Genomic DNA, 19,599 nt, shown 5'->3' on the forward strand with positions numbered 1-19,599 from the left:
ACCAGGAGACAAGACATGTACCAGCGCGAAGTCCACGCCGCATCCCTGCCGGTGCTGAATCCCGACGGCATGGATACGCCGCGCCAGGTTGTCATCGCCGGCGGCGGGCCGGTCGGGCTCGCTGCCGCGCTGGCCCTGGCCCGCCACGGCATTCCCAGCGTGGTGCTGGAGGCGGACGACGGCACCTGCGAAGGCAGCCGCGCCATCTGCATCTCCCGGCGCTCGCTGGAAATCCTCGACGCGCTCGGGGTTGCCGCCCCGGTGCTGGAGAAAGGCCTGGCATGGGCGGGGGGACGCAGCTACTACCGCAACGAGGAAGTGCTGCACTTCACCATGCCGCATGAGCCGGGCCAGGCCTTCCCGCCTATGGTCAACATCCAGCAGTACTACATCGAGCAATTCCTGCTCGACGCCATCGCGCGTTACCCTGGCCTGATCGAAGTCCGCTGGCAGAACCGCGTTACCGACGCCGCGCAGGACAGCAACGGCGTGACGCTGGCGGTGGCCGCGGGCGACCACGCCTACACGGTACGCGCGGACTGGCTGGTGGCGGCCGACGGCGGCCGCAGCGCCGTGCGCGATGCGCTAGGCCTGTCGCTGCGCGGCATGCAGTACGAGGGCCGCTACGTCATCGTGGATATCGCCATCGACGCCCCGCGCGAGGTCGAGCGGCTGGCGTGGTTCGATCCGCCATCCAACCCCGGCTCCACCATCCTGCTGCACCAGCAGCCGGACAAGGTATGGCGCATCGACTACCAGGTCGGCGAGCACGAGGATGCCGAGCAGGCGGTCAAGCCGGAAAACGTGCTGCCGCGCGTGGCGAGCCACCTCAAGATGATGGGCGTGAGCGCACCGTGGGAGCCGCTGTGGATCTCGATCTACAACGCAAAGTGCCTGACGCTGGATAGCTACGTGCACGGCCGCACGCTGTTTGCCGGCGACGCCGCGCACCTGGTGCCCATCTTTGGTGTGCGCGGCCTGAACAGCGGCTTCGACGACGCCTTCAACCTGGCCTGGAAGCTCGCCCTTGCCGTGCGCGGCAAGGCCTCTCCCGGCTTGCTGCCCTCCTACTCCACCGAACGCGTGGCGGCCGCGCGCGAGAACATGCGCTTCGGCGCGAAGAGCACGGAGTTCATGGCCCCGCCCTCGCCCGCCTTCGCCCTGATGCGTGAAGCCGTGCTGGGGCTATCGGCCGCGCACGCGGAGCTGCGCTCGCTGATCAACCCGCGCCAGACCAGTCCCACGGTGTTTGCCGACTCGCCAATTGCCGCGGCGGACGACCCCGGCTTCAAAGCCGGGCCAGCGCCGGGCGCCACGCTGCCGGACATGCCGCTGGTCGGCCCGGACGGCACGCCGACTTCGCTGGTCCGCTGCATCGGCACGGGCTTTACCGCCTTCTGCTTTGCCAGCGCCGGCCAGGACCTGGAGGACACCGTGCCCGGGATGCGCCAGCTTTGCGCCAGCGGCCTCGCACTGGATTGCCACTTGATCGCGGGCACGGCGCCTGCCGCGGGCAGTCTCAAAGACCCGCAAGATGCTGTGCGACGGGCGCTGGACGCGGTGGACGGTACGCTGTACCTGGTCCGCCCGGACGGCTACGTCAGCGGCCGCTGGAGACAAGCCCGCGCCAGCGATGTGCGGGCTGCCATCGCCCTTGCCATGCAGATCGATTGAAGCCGGAGAACAAAATGCAAACGACCATGAGCCCGACCGAGCTCGATGAGATCTACACGGCGATGTGCTACCGCATGACCGCGCTCGGCGAGCCCAACGCCTCGCTCTACCTGGCCCGGGTGGCGCTGCTGGCGCTCAGCCGCCATGCCGGCTTTGCCGATGCCACGCGATTGCTCGATGAGGTCTCGCAGAGCTTCGAGGAAACGGACAACATCCCGGAGCGCGCATCATGACGAGCCCCAAGCCCTCCCTCTCCGGGTTCTCCACCTACCGCCTGCACCGCATCGTCAAGCAGTTCGACCGCGGCATCGCGCAGGCGTACTCGGAAGCGCTGGACCTCTCGCTGAGCGAAGCCAGGACGCTCGCCGCCATCGGCGAGTTCGGCCCGTTCCTGATCATCGACCTGGCACGGTTCGCCAACCTGGACAAGAGCCAGGCCAGCCGCGCCGCCGATCACCTCATCAAGCAAGGCCTGGTCAAGCGCGAGCCCTCGCCCACCGATGGCCGCGCGGTGCTGATCTCCTTGACCGCCGAGGGCAAGCCGCTGTACCAGAAGATCATGCGGATCGCCTCCAGCCGGCACGAGACGCTGATGTCCGCGCTTTCTCCCCAGGAGCGCGCGGTGATGGAGCTCGCGCTGGGCAAGCTGCTGACGCAGGTGGAGTCGATGCTGCAGGACGACGCACGGGCTATTGACGTTGGGTAGCGGCCACCGCGGAGGCAGGCGCGACGTTGCATGGTGTCTCCCGTTGACTGCCGGGCTGCGCGAAGTCCGCCCGGCATTATTTGATGCACAGCTAATTAACGATTGCAAGTTAATTGACAGCAAGACAAATAAGGAATTTCCACTACCGGGGAGAGCAACAGCCGGAGGCGGGAATGCGCAGGGTGCGGCGAGACGCAATGCGGCTCGCCGTCACGAAAGGAAGGCGGAACGAGGGCATCAGAATCAGGCTTTCCTGGCGCGGGGCTTGCGCGGCGCGGCGGCGCTGGGGCTGGCCACGGGGGCGGCGGCAAGGCCCGCGCCCCGCTTCCAGCCCTCGATGCCATCCAGCGTAATGCGCAGCCCTTCCTCGAACGCAATCTCCGAACTCAGGCGCGAGAATGACTTGCTGACAAAGCGGGCGCCGGGATACTGCAGCGGCGACACGGCATCCAGCTTGCTCTCGATAAAACGCTGGTGGTGGACCGGCAACTGGCGGGAGGCTTCCGCCATGCTGGCGGACACAAGGTATTGCGCCAGCAGATGGTAGCCAAGCGCGACCTGGTCCGCATTGAATCCGCCCTGCATGAGGGCCGACGTCATCCGGTTGAAGAACTCCATCCCGTAGTCGGTCTCGCCCGGCTGCACGTCCTGGAACAGCCGGAAGCGGTTGTGCGAGGCCACATAGATGCTCACGCCGGGGTTTTCGATCGCCACCTGGAAGCTCAGCCGCGCGAAGGACTCCACGTCGTGGCGCCAGTCTCCGGTAAGCGACGAGAGCCGGGCCAGCCGCTGCCGGTAGTAGTCATTCAGCACGCCGGAAACCAGTTGATCCCGCCCGCCAAGGTAATAGTGGATCAGCCCGGGTGCCACGCCGAAATCCTTGGCCAGCTGGACCATGGAGATCTGGTCCAGCGGCATGGTCTTGGTCAGCTCGATGGCGCGCTGCAGGATGGCGAACCGGCTCAGCGTGGCCTCCGCGCCGATGGGCGAGTCCATCTTGGGCGGACGGCCCCGGCGGCGCGGCGTGGCGGGAGGGCTTTCGGCTACGGTGGCGATTTTCTTGGCGGCTGGCATAGGTCGGTGGCAGATCGGTGCAGATCGGTGCAGATGGCGCGGCTTGATAATTGCGCCAGTGCTAATTCTACCCGTCAACGGTCCCGGCCTGGCCCCAAGCCCGTGCTCATGCGCTGGCGGCTGCCGGCGCCACGGCCGGTAGATCGCCCGCACGCCGGTACCGGCCAAGGGAAAGCGTCAGCGCGCCGGCCAGCAGCAACATGAAGGACAGTACCAGCAGCGGCGCATCGTAGCTGCCGTGGCGGTCGAACCAGGCGCCAAGCCCGATCGGGCCGATCACCGCGCCAAATCCGTAGCCCGAGAACGCAATGCCAAACAAGGCGCCAAAGGATCGCAAGCCGAAGTAGGAACGCACCAGGTAGGAGATCAGATCACCCTCCGCGCCGATGGTGAGGCCGATCAGCGTGGTGGCGAGCAGCAATGCCTGGTAGTCATGCGCCGAGCGCAGCAGGAAGATGCCCAGCGCGCCACCGCCAAAGAACACGCAGGCGACGAACGGGGCGTGGATCCGGTCGATCAGCACCCCGGTCAGGATACGGCCGATCAGCAGGCCGATGCCCACCATCGAGGCGCTGCGTGCCGCATCCGCCGGGCTGAAGCCGCGGTCGGCGAACATCGCCGGCAGATGGGGACCTAGCGACAGCGTGGCGGAGGACGCCAGCACGAATACCGCCCAGATGGCCCACAGGCGATAGCTGCGCAGTGCTTCAACAAACGGGACGCCATCCACGGCCTGGCCACGAGCGGCGCCCTGCGCCCGTCCGGCCGTCTTGCGCTCACGCAACAGCGAGCATGCCAGCAAGGACAAGGCGATCGATCCCGCGCCGAGCACAACATAGGCAGTGCGCCAGCCGTATCCGGTCACAAGATACTGCGCCGTGGCGGGCATCAGCACGGTGCCCGCCCCCAGGCCGCACATGGCCACGCCAAGTGCGAGGCCAAGACGGCGGTCGAACCACTGCGGCAGCACGGCGAGATAGCCGAGCACCGACGTGGCCGCGCCGAACACGCCAACCACCACCGACAAGCCGACCCACATGGCCTTGCTGCCGTTCTGCAGCGCCATGCTGGCGGTGGCAATGCCGAAGACCACCGCGGACACGGCGATCACGCGCCGCACGCCATAGCGGTCCATCATGGTGCCCACCAGCGGGCTCACCACTGCCAGCCCGAACATCGAGGCCGCGTAGGACAGCGACGCCTCCGAGCGGCCCCAGCCGAACTCGGTGGCCAGCGGCCGCACGAACACGCCGGCGGTCGCGTTGAACAGCGGCGCATAGCCGGCCAGCATGCCGAGCGCCGCGCCTAGCACTACCGTGATATAGGTCCACCTTCCGGCGGGGCACGGTGCGCGATGGGCTTCCTGAATCATGTTGTCTCCTCGGGCGCTGATGGCCCTTTCGTTGCGCCTTCGTTGTGCTTTCGTTGCGCTCGTTGCGCTCGTTGCCTACGCCAGCCCGGTCGTGCTGCCGAGATACGCGCCGGCACCCGGCGCCACCGCATCGAGGCCCAGGCGCCGCAGCATCTGCCGCGCCGTGCAGATGGCCGTCGAGGTGACAGGCACGCCCAGCGCCAGCTGCGCGCGCTCGATCGCGGCGAAAGACGGCATCTGCACGCACGCGGACAGCACCACCGTGTCCACGCCGACGGTGTCCAGGCGCTTCATGTCCTGCAGCAACTGCAGCGGGTCGCGCTCGCCGACTTCCAGGTTGTCGAGGATCGAGAAATTGATCGCATCCTTGACCTCGATGCCCTCGCTCTCGATGTACTCGACCACGGTGCGCGTCAGCGCGTCGCTGTAGGGCGCCATCAGCGAGATGCGCCTGGCGCCAAAGTCCTTCAGCTCCTCGACCAGCGCGCCGGCCGAGGTCATGATCGCGGGCCGGTAAGGCGCGCCGGCAATGGCCGCGTTCAGGTCTTCGATCACTTGCCGGTGGTAGCCACGGCCCATGCACATCGTGGCCACCAGGCAGGCGGTGCTCATCACGTCCACGCGCGCGTCGGCGAGTTCCAGCGCGCAGCGGCCCATGTCGCGGTTCATGCGCTCCAGTTCCTCCGCCACCACGCGGTGCATGCGCACCCGGCTTGAATGAAAGGAGAAACGCTCCGGCAGTTGCTGCATGCGCCCGGCGAAGATGGCCGGCACTTCGCGCTCCATGGTGATGTTGGAGCTGGGGACAATCTGGCCAATTCGGTAATTCATCTTGGGTTCGCTTTAGGTCTGAGGCTCGGTCCGGGCGGGGACGGTGGCCGGCTTGCGCAGAAAAACGCTGAGCGCGGCGCGCAGGGAATCCGGGATGGGCGTGCCCACGCGCGCGTCCAGCCGCACGCAGATCGGGGAGAACATGGCATCGAACACCGGCGCGCCGTCGGGGCGGCGGGCGATGCAGCGGATGTCATAGGCGCGCGTGCGGATGGCTTCGACAAAGCACTCGATGTCGATCACATCGTCCGGCCACAGCGTGCCGATGAACTCAAAGCGCATCGCCTTGCACGGCGTGCCCACGCCATGCGCCTCGCCCAGCCGCCCTGCTCCGCCGGCCATGTGGTCGGCAAACAGGCCGACCGCGCCCAGCAGGTAGTCGGTGAAGCGGCCGGTGTACACCACGCCGGCGGGATCGCAATCGCCCCAGCGCACCGTACGGCGGACCACGAACGGCTGCTCGCTGAGCACATACTCGGTGGCACGCATCATGGCTGCGGTGTGGTGAGATCGCTGACGCCCGCGGCCGCCAGCTCGGCGATCAGGATGGGATACTGCTCGCGCAGCCGGTTCACATCCACGCGACCGGTGCGGGTCATGAAGCGGTAGACGAACTCATGCGGCGTCGCCACGTTCATCCACTCGCGGATGCGCTCATACCAGTTGTACGAAGCCTCCGACGCTTGGATCAGCTTGGCCTTCTGCGGGCGGCGCACGTCGTCGTAGCGCTGCAGGGCCGCCGGCACGTCATCGGGGAACGCCACGATGGCCTCGGCCAGCGCGATCGCGTCTTCCATGGCGATGCGGGTGCCCGAGCCGATCGAGAAGTGGGCGCTGGTCAGCGCATCGCCAATCAGCACCTGGTTGCCAACGTGCCAGGTCCGGTTGACCACGACCGGGAACTGGCGCCAGTTCGAGTGATTGGAGACCAGCTTGTAGCCACCCAGCTCCGCGGCGAACACCGTCTCGAACAAGGCCTGGCGCGCCTCGTTGGACATCGCGTCCATGGAGAAATCCTGCCAGGTCTGGTGATCGCACTCGGCCACGAAGGTGCTCATGGAATCCGAGTACGGGTAGTAGTGCGCCACAAAATAGCCGCCCTTGTACTGCCGGAACACCAGGGCCGGGTTGGGGAACGCCTTCTCCACGCCGTACCAGGCAAAGTGGTTGGTCAGGTTGCGGCGCGTGGTGCCAAAGCCCTCCTCGTTGGACGCCCGCAGCAGCGAGTTGACGCCGTCCGCGCCCACGACCAGGTCGGCGTCGATGGCCGAGAAGTCGCTGATCCGCTGGTTGTACGTCACCCGCACACCCAGCTCGCGGGCTCGCGCCTGCAGCACCGACAGCAACTGGATGCGCGGAATCGCGCCGCCGCCCGCGCCGGGGCGCTTCATGGTGATCGGGGCCTCATGGCTCACGATGGTGTGCTGGTCGCTGAAGCGCATCGCCTTGGCGAGCTCGTCGACCACTGCCGGCGAGGCAGCACGCAGGTTGGACAGCCCGGTGTCGGCCAGCACCACGCCGAAGCCAAAGGTGGCGTTCTCCGGGTTTTGCTCGTAGATGTCGATCTCCACCGACGCCAGCCGCTCCTTGAGCAGGATGGAGAGGAAGAGCCCCGAGGGGCCGCCTCCGATGATGGCGACTTTCATGGCGGCCTTCATGGCGGCTTTCATTGCGCCTCCCCCGGGGAAATCACCAGCGCGTCCATGTCGAACTGGACGATGCGCCCGGCCAGGCCGCCGGTCAGCGCGCCGTACCAGACTGCCGGCTTGAAGCCGAGCGCCTTGCGCCGGAAGTGGATCTGCGGATTGCCGTCGATGCGCACATAGCCGTTTGGCAGCGGCGTGGTGGCATAGCCTTCGGTAGTGCGCGCCACGTCGATCAGCGCGGCGAATTCCGGCACGTCCAGCACGTAGACCGATGCGCGGCCGGCCTGCTCCGGCGCCGTGCCGATCTGCGCGGCCTTGGCCTGCCAGACGGGTTCGATGGAAGTAAAGGCCGTGGCGGCGTCGGCGGCTTTCTCCAGCGCCATGGCGGCCTCGATGGTCAGCCTGGCGTCAAGCGCATCGGCCTCGCTGAACGGGCGCAGCTGCCAGGTGATCTCGATCGGATAGCCGTTGGGATCGTTGAAGTAGATCGACTCGATGACCTCGTGGCGGATCTGGTAGCGCACCGGAATGCCGACCGCCTCCACGCGCTGGCGCCATGCCAGCAGCTCCGCTTCGTCCCGCACGCGCCAGGCGGTGTGCGTGGCGCGGTCCTGGTAGTGCTCGTGTACCGCCAGCCAGTCCGGCCGCTCGGTGCCGATGTAGTAGAAGAAGGCAATGGTGCTGCTGTTGCCGCTGTCGAAGAAGAAGTGCAGGAAGTCCGCATGGTTGTCCGGGCCCCAGCCCTTGGCCGAAATGGCGTGGACCAGCGGCAGGCCGAGCAGGTCGCGGTAGAAATGCACGGTCTCGGCCAGCTTCCAGGTGGGACGCGCGGTGTGGTGCACGCCGTGCAGTTGCACGGACGGCACGCCGACAAGGTGTTTCGCTTCGGTCATTTCACTTCCCTTCGGTTACGGTGTTGCCGGCCGTCTCGGCCTCGAGCAACTGGATGATCTGCTGGCGCAGCAGCACCTTGCTGAGCTTGCCGGATGCGGTCAGCGGGAACTCTCGGATGACTTCCAGCCGTTCGGGCCACTTGAACTTGGCCAGCCCGGCTTCCTGCAGGTATTGGGTCAGTTGCGCCAACGTGAGATCGGTTGCCGGCGGCTCGGGAATGACGAAGGCGCACACGCGCTCGCCATAGACGCGATCCGGCATGCCCACCACGGCCGAGGCCAGCACGCCCGGGTGCAGGTTGATGACGTTTTCCAGCTCCTCGGCGTTGATCTTCTCGCCGCCGCGGTCCACCACATCCTTGATGCGGCCGCAGAAAAAGTAGTAGCGCTTGCCGTCCACCACGCGCGAGGTCATCAGGTCGCCGGAGCGGTAGAAGCCGTCCGCGGTAAAGCGGGTCACGTCTTCCTGCTCGGACTTGTAGTAGCCGCGGATGGTGTAAGGCCCGCGGAACAGGGCCTCGCCGGGCTCGCCGTCGGCCACGGGATCCTCCGTGCCGGGGTACACGAGCTTGACCTCGTCATGCGTGGACACTGGACTGCCGACGGAGGTGTCGCGGATCTCTTGCGGGTCGTGCTTGCGGGCGAACATGATCACGCCTTCGGTCATGCCGAAAATGTGGTGCGTGGGTGAGCCGGTCAGCCGCGTGAGGCCGGCGGCGTTCTTCGTCGCGATGAAATTCCTGCGCGAGCGTGCGCTGGCATCGGACTGCGCCAGCTCCGGCGCAATGCGCGTCAGGATCGGGCCCGCCACGCCGAACCAGGTAGGCTGGTAGTCGCGCACCAGGCCGCGCAGGTTCTCCTCGCTGAGATCCGGGGTGACCGTCAACGTGGCGCCGGTCAGCAGGAACGGCCCGAAGAAGCAGCCCATGTTGAGGTTGTGCATGTACGGCGTGGGGAAGAACAGCACGTCGTCCTTCGTATAGCCATTGCAAGCCGCCACCGCGCGCATGTTGTACAGGTATTCGTTCTGGAAGCGCGGGATGATCTTGGGCACGCCCGTGGTGCCGCCGGAGAGCTGGAACACGGCAGCCTGGAAGGGATCGGGCTTGACGCCCGCCAGGATCTCGCGCGCCCTGGCCAGCGGCATTTCCTCGATCAGGTCGGCCAGCAGCACCGCGCTGCCACGACGCTCGCCACGCGCCTGCAGGATGATGGAAAGGCTCGGCACTTCCGCCTGCATCTCCTGCGCAAAGGCCACGTCGTCGAACTTGGCATCGTCGCCCTGCACCAAGTGCAGGCGCGCTTCGCAAAGATTGCCGAGATAGCCGATCTCCAGCTTGCGGAACGCCTGCAGCGAGCAAAGCGCAATGATGCCCGCCTTCAGGCAGCCAAAGAATGCCAGCAGCAGCTCGTTGCTGTTGCCGCACTGGAACACCGCGCGATCCAGCGGCCGCAGGCCCAGCGCCAGCAGCGCGGCGCCAAGGCGCTCGGTTTTCTCGTCCAGTTCGCGGTAGGTCAGCCGGCCCTCCGGGCCCACCAGCGCGAGCCGGTCCGCGTTGGCCTGGAACGACGCGCGAAATGCGCCGACCAAGGTTTCTTGCGTCAGCACGCCTTCGGCAACATAGCGCCGCAGCCGGTCTTCGTCGGGGTACCTGACGCCCGCCAGTAGCTCCGGGGGCCGTACCGATTGGGATTGCAACATGTCTGTCTACCCTTGCCTGTCTGTTTTTTTACTGGCGCGCCGAACGTGGCCCGACGCGCCGGATGACTTGCCTTACACCATCAGCTCGCGCAGCCACTCGACGATGTGCGCCCCGGCGATACGCTGGCCCGGCTCTTCGTCGCGGCTCAATGCCATGCCATGGTGATTGCCGCGCACGCGGATATGGCGCTTTTCCGTGCTGCCGATCTGCTCGTAGACTGACTCGATATCGGCGGGGAACGTGCACTGGTCTCCGGTGTACTCCAGCAGCAGCGTGGGCTGGTGCACCGCGCCGATGGTCTTGTCCAGCGACGCATTGGAAGTCAGGCCCGACCAGGTCGACAGCCAGGATTCCGGTGTTACCACGCGGGCAAAGCCAACGCTGCCCCAGTTGGAGACAAAGGGATCCTCGCCCCACAGCGATCCCGTCTTGCGGTCCGACGGGTCCAGCGTGATGTCCCAGGAGCGCAGGTCGGCGTCCGTGCGCCAGACGTGGAAGATAGGCGCATGCGCGGCCACGCGCCGGTCCAGATCGGTGCCGCCACCTGCCTTGATGCGCTGGCGGGCGTCTTGCTTGATGTGCAGCAACTGCCTGGCATGCTCGTCGATCCGCCTGACCCGCTCTTCCTGCGCGGCACGATAACGCGCGACAAAATCCGGCGCATAGCTGCCGCGCCCGCTGGCGGCGTCGAAGCCGTTTGCCGCGCAGAACGGGTCGAGCGAGGCATCGGTCTGCATCGGATCGTTCTCGTCGACAACGGAAGGATCGAGCCCGGCCATCAGCAGCTTGCCCTGCCCCGGATGCGGCGACACCAGGATCATGCCGTCGACGGTGGGCATCTGCAGCTCGGCCAGGTTGGTCGGCCGCCCGCCCGGGGTCCTGGCGATGCGCTGCGATGCCGGCGTGAGCGCCTGCTGGTTGTAGAAGGTGTAGAGCGATGCGCCGCCGGAGTTGCCCAGCAGCACGATGCGCTCAAAGCCCAGCTCGCGCAGGTGCGCCATGCCGGCCGCCACGTCGAACAGCGCGATCTCATGCTCCAGGCGCAGGTCGTTGCCGATCGAGCGGGGGCCCTGCACCCAGCAGGCGCAACCGGCGTCGAGGATGAACGGCACGAGGTAATGCGTGATCGCCATCTCGCGGGGGTGCATCACCGAGACGACGGTCTTTTCCTTGCCGGTCGCCGTGAAGAGAAAGCCGAGCGTGCGCTGGCCATCCGCGGTACCCAGCGCATAGGGGACCATCTGGTAAGGGCGCGTCATCAGGCGCGCATCCCACGATGCGCCACGCATGCCTGCTGTTACCTGTGCCTTGATCTGCTCCGTCATGGCGTCTCCTTTGATTAAATGCTACCGTCTCAATAATTTAGGCTTTATTTGATTGCATGTCAATTAATGGTAAACCTTGTCTCGCGCCAACACTGCACCCACCCCACGATGCGCGCAAAAAGAAAGCGGCTGCACCGTCAAGTCGATGGGTAGCCGCCAAGTGTCGGCGTTAGCCGCACAGGAAAGTGCCAGGTGAAAAGCGCGCTAGCCGCCGCTCAGAAGCTATGCCGCAGACCCACCACCGCGCCCAGCTGGTTGGCGCCGGGAACGATCGAGCCGTCGTAGCCGTTGGCACTGAGCGCGGACCCACCCTTGTTCTTCGTGTAGGAAGTCGTCAGGTAGGCGTCGGTGCGCTTGGAGAACCGATATCCGGCCGACAGCACAAAGGAGATAGGATCCTTGGCCGAGGTGTGGTCATTGGTCTTGTACACGGCGCCGGTCAGCGCAACGGCTGGCGTCAGGTTCCAGTTCACGCCGGTCAACATCAGGTCCGTGCGCGACATCGACGCCAGCAACTGGCTCGCCAGCCGGCGGTAGCCCACGTAGACGCTGACCGCTTCCAGATCCACCGCGGCCGCGCCGACATAGCGCCGCTCTGTCTTGCCGGCCGTGGCCGCGCTGCTGCCATTGAGCTGGTCGTACGCGCCGCCCACGCGAAAACGGCCGCTCTGGTAGGTAAAGCCGGCGCTCATATCGCGCCCCACACGGCTGTTGCCCGGCACTTCCGAGCCATTGGCCACGGTGGAATCCACCCCGAAGCTGTACAGCGCCGCTACCGTCAGCCCGCCAAATTTGCCGGTGTACTTGGCCGCGTTGTCCACGCGTCCCGCCAGCCAGTTGTCGTGGCTGAACGACGAGTACTTCGGCGCGACGAACATGGGATCGAACGCGATGATCAGGTCGAACATCAGGTTGTGATGCCGGCCCAGCGTGAACTGGCCATAGGTGCTGCTGTCGAGGCCGACATAGGCCTTGCGCCCAAAGATCCGGCCGCCCTGGGAGGACGATCCGGTATCGAGCACCATGCCGCCTTCGAGCACGAACACGCCCTTTAGGCCGCCACCGAGATCCTCCACGCCACGCATGCCCCAGCGGCTGCCGGCAATATTGCCGGAGGTCATGCGCAAGAGGCTGTCGCCCTGCTTTGCCGCGTTCGGCACGCGGTTCAGGTATTCGATGCCCGCATCCACCACGCCATACATCGTGACGGACGATTGGGCTTGCGCTTGCCCGTGGGTCAGTGCCGCGAGTGTCGCCGCGGCCATGGCCAGTGCTTTGTTCATTACGCCTCCTTGATTGGGTCTTGTCCGCAAGCTGCGATCGGCCTGCGTCTGGTCGTGCGGTCTCCTGACAGGCAGCCTCGACGACGAATGCTCACTCAATCAATTGATATACACTCAATAAATACTATTGAGTTTTGATATGGTGTTAAATAATGGTTTTCCCGGTGCCACGGCATGTCAGGCAGACGCTGCGCAAGCCTCGGGGCCGGCCCGCGACGCTCAAACGCTTGCTTCGCCATGCGCCGCTGGCATACTCGCCATGCGGGTTAGCGCACGTGCCCGCGCATGGCATGGGCTTAAGCTCATCGCGTCAGCGGTGCCACCTTTGTCAGCCCTGATTGAGAACAGACGACATGACCCTGTACTTGCTCTCGCTTTTTATCGGCATCGTGGCTGGCCTGCGCGCCATGACGGCACCCGCCGCCGTCAGCTGGGCGGTCCACGCAGGCTTGCTGGACCTGTCGGGCAGCTGGCTTGCCTTCATGGGCTATCGGTTCACGCCCTGGATCTTCAGCGTGCTGGCCGCGGTGGAACTCATCACCGACAAGCTGCCCGGCACGCCGAGCCGCAAGGTGCCGCAGCAGTTCAGCGCGCGCATCCTTTCGGGGGCGCTGTGCGGGGCCGCGATCGGGGCGGGTGGCGGCTTGCTGGTGGGAGGGGCCATTCTTGGCGCCGTGGGCGCCGTGATCGGCACGCTCGGCGGCGCGGCTGTGCGCGCGCGCCTTGCGGCGATCTTTGGCAGGGACCGGCCGGCGGCGGTGATCGAAGACCTGGTTGCCGTCATCGGCGCGGCGGTCATGGTGCTGTCGCTGGCTTAGGCAGCGATGCCAGCCGGCCTATAAAGGATCGACCAGGCTGCGGATAACCTCCGCCAGGCGGGCCGCGCGTGCGCGCCCCCTCGCGTCCAGGCCAAGCGCGCCGCCCGCGGCCAGCGCCTGCAGGCCGAACGCGGCGTCGGTCATGTCGCGCCACGACGGGTGATCGGCGTGCATGGCCTCGAGCGCCTGCGCGCCGGCCGCCAGGCGCTGCGGGTCGGGCTGCAGCCCTGCCGCCAGGTCTTCCAGTACCGCCGCTGCGTCGAGCAAACCCTTGCGGTTCATATCGGCATCTCCCTCTCGAACTTGATGGCAAATGACCAGTCCCGCAGTGTTTTTTTTGCAGGCCGGACGATGGATTTCGCTGTCGTTGGCAACGCGCCGGGCGCGGCGCCAACCCAGGCGATATGCGCGGACTTTCACCTCTTATTCTCTCAATTGGACCCTGACCCACGCCGCTACGATCTCGAACGTGAAGAGTGAAGCACACGATCGGGATTACCCCCTGGTTCCCGGTCGGTGCGCACCTCTTCTGCGCGAAACGAGGGCAAGATCGGCGCACACAGCCGACAGATCAGCGATCGGGGTGAAGTCAGCATCTTAATGGCCCGTGGCCTCCCACGGCCGTCCCGGCGTACCCGTATCTACCCTCGTGTCGACAGCATCAAGGGCGACGCGACAGCCAGGCGACGGGCACCGGATTTCCTGCCCGGGAACCATCGGCTTGTCGCAATACAACGCACGCCAATGGCGACGCCATCGATCAGTACTTCGCCCGAGGAAGCCCTGCGTGCCGGCCGTAGCATCCGCGCGCAACTGGCTCTCCTCACTAGCCGGGCCGCTTCGGCGGGCCGACCTCCTCCAACACGCAATTAAGGGATTGCAACCATGGCTATTTCCTCGATAGGTGTCGGGTCCAAGCTGGAACACCTTGCTAGACAATCTGCAAAAGGCGGAAGAGACCAAGCTCACCGCCCTGACCAAGAAGGCCACCGTCCACACCACCAAGCTCTCCGCTTATGGTCTGCTGCAAGGGGCGCTGGCTTCGTTCCAGAATGCCGCCAGCGCGCTTGGCACGGCGAGCCTGTACAACAGCACCACCACCACGTCCAGCAGCACCAACGTGCTGGGCGTCGTGGCCGACAAGTCCGCGATGGCGGGCAGCTATGCGGTCAAGGTGACGCAACTGGCGCAATCGCAGACGCTGGTGTCCAACGGCATCACCGACAGCACGGGCCAGTTGCTGGGCAGCGCCAAGATCAAGATCGAGTTCGGGACCACCGAGGGCGCTGTCTTCACGCCCGGCACCGGCACGCCCGCCTCGATCAACATCAACGGCACCAACAACACGCTGACCGGCATCCGCGATGCGATCAACGCGTCCAATTCGGGCGTGACCGCCAGCATCGTCAACGATGGCGGCAGCACGCCGTACCGCATGGTGCTGACGTCCAACGCCACGGGCGCCAAGTCTAGCATGCGCATCTCGGTGGAAAGCAACGGCGCCGGCGACCCCAGCACCATTGCCGGCTTGCTGGCGTATGACCCGGCCGGCACCAAGGCGATGAAGCAGAACATCGAGGCCCTCGATGCCAAGCTGACCATCAACGGCATCGACGTGAGCAGCCCGACCAACTCGGTGCAAGGCGCCGCGCCGGGCCTGACGCTGAACCTGCTGAGCAAGGGCGACAGCACGGTGACCGCCGTCACCGACACCGCGACGATGGCTGGCGCCGTGCAGGGCTTTGTCACGGCCTACAACACGCTGCAGAGCACCGCCGCGAAGCTGTCCGCCTTCGACAAGTCCAACAAGGGCACCCAGTCTCCGCTGCTGGGCGACGCGACCCTGCGCACGATCCAGAACCAGTTGCGCTCCATGTTCAACACGCCGCAAACCGGCGCCAGCGACTCCAGCCTGGTCAACCTGACCCAGATCGGGATCTCGTTCAAGGCCGACGGCTCCATGGGGCTCGACACTGCCAAGCTGAACAAGGCGCTCGCCAGCAACCGGACCGGCGTGGCGCAGCTGTTCAGCGGGGTCGACGGCAAGTCCGGCTATGGCAATCAGCTGGCGGAAATGGCGAAGTCGTTCAGCGCCACGAAGGGCGCGCTGACGACGGCCACCGAAGGCATCAACACCAACCTGAAGGACCTCGACAGCGCCTATACCCGCACCTCCGCGGGCATCGACGCCACGATGTCGCGCTATCGGGCGCAGTTCCAGCAGCTTGACCTGATGATCAACCGGCTGAACTCCACCGCCAGCTACCTCACGCAACAATTCGCGGCGATGAACAACACGTCCACGAAGTAAACGGCACCATTGCCGTCCCGCCTGCGAGGGCGGGACGGCCCCGCGGGCGGCTTACCGTCTCGCTATCCCTCGGTGGCATAACCGTGCGATGCCGCTACACTGTCGCCTGATCCCAGCCAGTCCATCAGGAACCGCCCCACATGCGCGAACAAGAACAGAGCGGAAGCACCCCTCCTTTACGATCCCCCTCGCTGCGCCAAGCCGCAAGCATCCTGGTCGTGCGCGATGGCGCGGCCGGCATGGAAGTGCTGCTGGTGCGCCGCCCCGAGCGCAACGACGACCGCAGCAGCGGCGCCTTCGTCTTTCCCGGCGGCACGCTCGACCCGCAAGACAGAACCCTGCACGATGCCTGCGCCGGCCTGGACGATGCCGCGGCCAGCAAGCGTCTCAAGCTGCCTGACGGCGGCCTGGATTTCTACCTGGCAGCCGTGCGCGAGTGTTTCGAGGAAGCCGGCCTGCTGTTTGCGAGCGATGCCAGCGGCAAGCTGATCGCGCTGGACACGCTGGATGCCACGCAGCAGGCATGGCTGCGGCAATCCGCGCGGCGCGGCGGCCCGGGCATGGCGCAGCTCTGCGAGCGGCTTGGTGTGCGCCTGGCGGTGGACCGCCTGGCGTATCACAGCCACTGGCTGACGCCACCCGGCTTGGCCAAGCGCTTCGATACACGCTTTTTCGTGGCCGTGGCGCCCGCCGGCCAGTCCGCCACGCACGATGGCGACGAAGCCGTGGAGCATCTCTGGGTACGACCGAGCGATGCCATCGATCCGGCGCGTGGCCTGAAGCTGGTGGCCGTGACGCGGCGCACGCTAGCCTCGATTGCCCGCTTCGACACCGCCCAGGCCTGCTTTGACCATGCGGCGCAGCTGCGCGACATTGCGCGCATCATGCCGCGCCTGGCCCAGGGCGGTGGCGGCCTGCGGCCCGTGCTGCCCTCTGAGCCTGCCTATGCCGAGATCGAGCGCATCGACCCGCAAGGCCAGGGCCATGCGCGCTATGAGCTGGCGACCGGCGCCGCGGTGCGGCTGTCCGAGCGCGTCTGGCGCGTCACCGCCGGCAATGGCAGTGTGATGACCGGGCCCGGCACCAACACGTACTTTGTGGGGGACCCCGCGCGCAACGAATGGGCCGTGATCGATCCGGGCCCCGACGACGAAGCCCATGTGGCCGCCGTGCTGGCGGCCGCACCCGGCCCGATCCGCTGGATCCTGGCCACCCACACCCATATCGACCACTCGCCGGCAACGCCCAGGCTCAAGGCCGCCACCGGCGCGCCGGTGCTGGGCCGCCCCGCGCCGCCAACGCCACGCCAGGACCAGACCTTCCAGCCCGAGCGCATCCTGGCGCACGGCGAGCGCCTGGCGCTGGGCGAAGGCTGCACGCTGCGCGTCGTTCACACGCCGGGACATGCATCCAATCATCTTTGCTTCCTGCTTGAGCAAGAAAAGACCTTGTTCACCGGCGACCACGTGATGCAGGGTTCCACCGTCGTCATCAATCCACCCGACGGCGACATGCACGCATACCTGGCCTCGCTGGCCGCGCTGCAGGACGAGGACCTGGAATGGCTCGCGCCCGGCCACGGCTTCCTGATGCCCCGGCCAGCCGATGCCATCCGCACCCTGATCCGCCATCGCATGCAGCGCGAGGCAAAGGTGCTCAACGCGCTGCGCGAGCTTGGCGAAACCGGCATCGATGCCTTGCTCCTGCGCGTCTACGACGACGTGCCGGAACGCATGCTCCCGGTGGCAAAGCGCTCGCTGCTGGCGCACCTGCTCAAGCTGGTGCAGGACGGCCGCGTGCAGGAGGTCGACGAGCAGTGGAAGATAGGGGAGAACGCAGCAGGCTGAAACGCCGCGGAATGCAAACAAAAAGCCGACCTCGATAGGTCGGCTCGGCTTGGCGACAAAGCCGGCTCGGCGTTGTCGTGCTCCCCTCTCCCGCGCGCGGGAGAGGGGCTGGGGGAGAGGGCGGGCGCTCGTTACGCCAGCGTGCTGGACAAAACCATTGGCTTCGCTTCCAGTGGCTCCTAGCCAAACCGCCCCTCTCCTCAACCCTCTCCCCGTGAGGGGAGAGGGAGTAACTCCCGTCGTCATGGCGCGCGGTTTTGGCCCGTTCGGCGGCCTCGGCCGATGCTTCAGGTTTGCTATATGTCTTACTCGGATACCGAAGCCATCAGCAGGTCCGCGGCGGACTCCAGCCGCTCGGGCGCCCCGAACAGCCGCGCCACGATCAAGCCGTTCTGCAGCGCGCCATAGATCACCTGCGCCAGCGCGCGTGGCGTCACCGGATAGACCTTGCCGTACTCCTTCTGCGCGCGCTCGATCAACCCCATCAGCCAGTTCTCGTTCATGCGGTAGAACGCCTTGAGCTCGGCGTGGACCGATTCCGGCAGGCACAGCGTCTCGGTGGACAACATGCCCGCGAGGCAGATCTGGTCGCCGCAGGCCGCGGTACGCAGGAAGTTAAGGTAACCCTCGGCCTGCACGGCAGGGGCAAGCGAGGCGTCCACGCTGCGCAGCCGTTCGGAGATACGGGCGCTGTATTCCTTCACTGCCTCCAGCACCAGGTCGTCCTTGGCGGGGAAGTAATAGTGGATGCTCGACGTCTTCACGCCGACCAGCTCGGCCAGGTCGCGATAGCTGAAACCATTGAAACCGCGCCGGCGGATCAGCACCAGCGTGTGTTCGAGCAGTTGTTCGCGTACGGATTGCGTTTTCATAGCGCGATCTTATCTATCTATCGATAGATCCTCAAGCCAATTTCATGTGCAGTCGCAACAAGCCAGCTTAGTTGGGCCTAAGTTGCACCTTAGTTGCGCTTAAAAGGCCTTAAGTCGGCTCACGCCGGGAGCACTTGCGCCACCACGGTGACCACAGAGCCACTGGCAACGCATAGAACCACCCAGCCAGCCAGGATCAGGAAACTGTCCCGTAAATTCATGATGCACTCCCACTCTATTTCACTCTCATTCTGTTTCCCAAGCGCTATCGGGCATCCGGGCGGCGATCGCCGGGATGCCCTGGCAGCGCTCAGGCATTGGCGCCATCGCTGAACACGTCGAACTTGCCACGCGCGCCATCGGTGTAGGCGTCAACGCCGCGGGCCGGGCTAGCGGACACCCCGCTGCGGTCCAGGCCGGCCACGGTGCGGGCACCGTCCGTGAACGGGTCGAACTTGCCGGTGCGGGCGCCATCGGTATAAGCGTCAACGCTGCGGGCCGGGCTAGCCGACACCCCGGTACGGTCCAGGCCGGCCACGATGCGGGCACCGTCCGTGTACGGGTCGGCCTTGCCAACGCGCAAACCGTCGGCGTACGGGTCGAACTTGCCGGTGCGGGCGCCATCGGTATAAGCGTCGGGTGTGGTGGTGCGGAACACGTAGCCGTACTTGTCACCCGAGAACGTGCTGTCCTTCGGGCCCGAAGCCTGGGCGGTACCCGCCACGAAGGCGGCAGCAAGGGCGGCGGCGGTGATGAGGGTCTTGGCGAAGAGGTTCGAGGTCATGACGTTCTCCATTCACATTGAGGATCCGCGCTTCGGGCGGAATCGATTCGGTACGCTTTGGAACCCTTGCTTTGACTGGCTGTTATCTACCAGTAGATAGATAAGCTGGCCAAAAAAAACGGGGACTCCCCGGGTGCTGCGTTGGATCCTCTTTCCTGCTTCAGCTTTCCTTGCTGGGGCGGAGCAGCGGCTTCCATGTCGTGAATATTATCTACTGGTAGATAGATAGTCAAGGAGTTTTTCAGACCGGATGTCAAATGCCCATAATATGGCGTTAAGTGCACATTGACCAAGTGGAGACGCTCGAAGAAGAAACCGGAAAAACCGGAAAAAGCACCGGTCGTTGCCCATTTTTCACGCGCCGGGAAAGGACGCGGCTGAAAGGAAAAAACGCAACAAGGATTTACAACGTTTTACTACGGCCTCTGAGCATTCACTCCTAGGATGAACTGTGCGGGAC

General features: G+C 65.8%; 18 protein-coding genes. 6 read left to right on the forward strand and 12 right to left on the reverse strand.

Going from position 1 to position 19,599, the window contains the following annotated elements; translation table 11 throughout:
• Nucleotides 1-15: 15 nt before the first annotated feature.
• From ACGLHR_RS19940 to ACGLHR_RS19950, 3 genes are read left to right on the forward strand one after another with little or no spacing between them, the layout of a single operon-like run.
• Nucleotides 16-1,674, forward strand: coding sequence for an FAD-dependent monooxygenase (locus ACGLHR_RS19940; RefSeq protein WP_400096008.1), 1,659 nt, complete (start codon nucleotides 16-18; stop codon nucleotides 1,672-1,674).
• A 14-nt stretch (nucleotides 1,675-1,688) separates the two neighbouring features.
• A complete protein-coding gene (locus tag ACGLHR_RS19945; protein ID WP_400096009.1) occupies nucleotides 1,689-1,907 on the forward strand; it encodes a hypothetical protein in 219 nt (72 codons plus the stop codon).
• Nucleotides 1,904-2,380 carry a MarR family winged helix-turn-helix transcriptional regulator gene (locus ACGLHR_RS19950; protein ID WP_400096010.1) on the forward strand — a complete coding sequence of 159 codons (477 nt, stop codon included), beginning with the start codon at nucleotides 1,904-1,906 and terminating at the stop codon, nucleotides 2,378-2,380. Before ACGLHR_RS19945 ends, ACGLHR_RS19950 begins: the two co-directional genes overlap by 4 nt.
• Nucleotides 2,381-2,623: 243 nt before the next feature.
• Here the strand turns inward: ACGLHR_RS19950 and ACGLHR_RS19955 are convergent, their stop codons facing one another.
• The 9 genes from ACGLHR_RS19955 to ACGLHR_RS19995 all read right to left on the reverse strand — a co-directional run bounded on the left by ACGLHR_RS19955 (nucleotide 2,624) and on the right by ACGLHR_RS19995 (nucleotide 12,507).
• Nucleotides 2,624-3,454 (reverse strand): TetR/AcrR family transcriptional regulator, encoded by an 831-nt coding sequence (locus ACGLHR_RS19955; RefSeq protein ID WP_400096011.1) that lies wholly within the window; start codon nucleotides 3,452-3,454, stop codon nucleotides 2,624-2,626.
• A 106-nt stretch (nucleotides 3,455-3,560) separates the two neighbouring features.
• Nucleotides 3,561-4,826 carry an MFS transporter gene (locus tag ACGLHR_RS19960; RefSeq protein ID WP_400096012.1) on the reverse strand — a complete coding sequence of 422 codons (1,266 nt, stop codon included), beginning with the start codon at nucleotides 4,824-4,826 and terminating at the stop codon, nucleotides 3,561-3,563.
• A gap of 75 nt (nucleotides 4,827-4,901) precedes the next feature.
• Nucleotides 4,902-5,657, reverse strand: coding sequence for an Asp/Glu racemase (locus tag ACGLHR_RS19965; RefSeq protein ID WP_400096013.1), 756 nt, complete (start codon nucleotides 5,655-5,657; stop codon nucleotides 4,902-4,904).
• 12 nt (nucleotides 5,658-5,669) lie between these two features.
• Entirely contained in the window at nucleotides 5,670-6,149 is a 480-nt protein-coding gene (locus tag ACGLHR_RS19970) for a thioesterase family protein (RefSeq protein ID WP_400096014.1), read from the reverse strand.
• Complete coding sequence (locus ACGLHR_RS19975; RefSeq protein WP_400096038.1) at nucleotides 6,146-7,303, reverse strand: FAD-dependent monooxygenase; 1,158 nt, start codon at nucleotides 7,301-7,303, stop codon at nucleotides 6,146-6,148. Before ACGLHR_RS19975 ends, ACGLHR_RS19970 begins: the two co-directional genes overlap by 4 nt.
• 20 nt (nucleotides 7,304-7,323) lie before the next feature.
• Complete coding sequence (locus ACGLHR_RS19980) at nucleotides 7,324-8,196, reverse strand: VOC family protein (RefSeq protein ID WP_400096015.1); 873 nt, start codon at nucleotides 8,194-8,196, stop codon at nucleotides 7,324-7,326.
• Between the two features lies 1 nt (nucleotide 8,197).
• Nucleotides 8,198-9,898 (reverse strand): AMP-binding protein, encoded by a 1,701-nt coding sequence (locus ACGLHR_RS19985; protein WP_400096016.1) that lies wholly within the window; start codon nucleotides 9,896-9,898, stop codon nucleotides 8,198-8,200.
• Nucleotides 9,899-9,970: 72 nt separating this feature from the next.
• Nucleotides 9,971-11,224: an alpha/beta hydrolase gene (locus ACGLHR_RS19990; protein WP_400096017.1), complete on the reverse strand. Its 1,254-nt coding sequence runs from the start codon at nucleotides 11,222-11,224 to the stop codon at nucleotides 9,971-9,973.
• A 215-nt stretch (nucleotides 11,225-11,439) separates the two neighbouring features.
• The gene (locus ACGLHR_RS19995) at nucleotides 11,440-12,507 is read right to left on the reverse strand and encodes a porin (protein WP_400096018.1); all 1,068 of its coding nucleotides are present in this window, start codon (nucleotides 12,505-12,507) and stop codon (nucleotides 11,440-11,442) included.
• A 353-nt stretch (nucleotides 12,508-12,860) separates the two neighbouring features.
• Between ACGLHR_RS19995 and ACGLHR_RS20000 the strand changes: the two genes are divergently transcribed.
• The gene (locus tag ACGLHR_RS20000) at nucleotides 12,861-13,325 is read left to right on the forward strand and encodes a DUF4126 domain-containing protein (protein WP_318233503.1); all 465 of its coding nucleotides are present in this window, start codon (nucleotides 12,861-12,863) and stop codon (nucleotides 13,323-13,325) included.
• A gap of 18 nt (nucleotides 13,326-13,343) precedes the next feature.
• Here the strand turns inward: ACGLHR_RS20000 and ACGLHR_RS20005 are convergent, their stop codons facing one another.
• Nucleotides 13,344-13,607 carry a hypothetical protein gene (locus ACGLHR_RS20005; RefSeq protein WP_400096019.1) on the reverse strand — a complete coding sequence of 88 codons (264 nt, stop codon included), beginning with the start codon at nucleotides 13,605-13,607 and terminating at the stop codon, nucleotides 13,344-13,346.
• Nucleotides 13,608-14,253: 646 nt separating this feature from the next.
• On the opposite strand from ACGLHR_RS20005, the gene fliD reads away from it, so the two are divergent.
• Together fliD and ACGLHR_RS20015 are read left to right on the forward strand one after the other, a co-directional pair.
• The gene (gene fliD, locus ACGLHR_RS20010) at nucleotides 14,254-15,636 is read left to right on the forward strand and encodes a flagellar filament capping protein FliD (RefSeq protein WP_400096020.1); all 1,383 of its coding nucleotides are present in this window, start codon (nucleotides 14,254-14,256) and stop codon (nucleotides 15,634-15,636) included.
• A gap of 140 nt (nucleotides 15,637-15,776) precedes the next feature.
• A complete protein-coding gene (locus ACGLHR_RS20015; RefSeq protein ID WP_400096021.1) occupies nucleotides 15,777-17,483 on the forward strand; it encodes an MBL fold metallo-hydrolase in 1,707 nt (568 codons plus the stop codon).
• A gap of 305 nt (nucleotides 17,484-17,788) precedes the next feature.
• Here the strand turns inward: ACGLHR_RS20015 and ACGLHR_RS20020 are convergent, their stop codons facing one another.
• Both ACGLHR_RS20020 and ACGLHR_RS20025 read right to left on the reverse strand, forming a co-directional pair.
• Nucleotides 17,789-18,355, reverse strand: coding sequence for a TetR/AcrR family transcriptional regulator (locus tag ACGLHR_RS20020; RefSeq protein ID WP_400096022.1), 567 nt, complete (start codon nucleotides 18,353-18,355; stop codon nucleotides 17,789-17,791).
• A gap of 310 nt (nucleotides 18,356-18,665) precedes the next feature.
• The gene (locus tag ACGLHR_RS20025; protein WP_400096023.1) at nucleotides 18,666-19,139 is read right to left on the reverse strand and encodes a copper resistance protein CopQ; all 474 of its coding nucleotides are present in this window, start codon (nucleotides 19,137-19,139) and stop codon (nucleotides 18,666-18,668) included.
• Between the last annotated feature and the right edge of the window lie 460 nt (nucleotides 19,140-19,599).

The organism is Cupriavidus sp. CuC1, from assembly GCF_044627735.1.
Classification (GTDB): domain Bacteria; phylum Pseudomonadota; class Gammaproteobacteria; order Burkholderiales; family Burkholderiaceae; genus Cupriavidus; species Cupriavidus ulmosensis.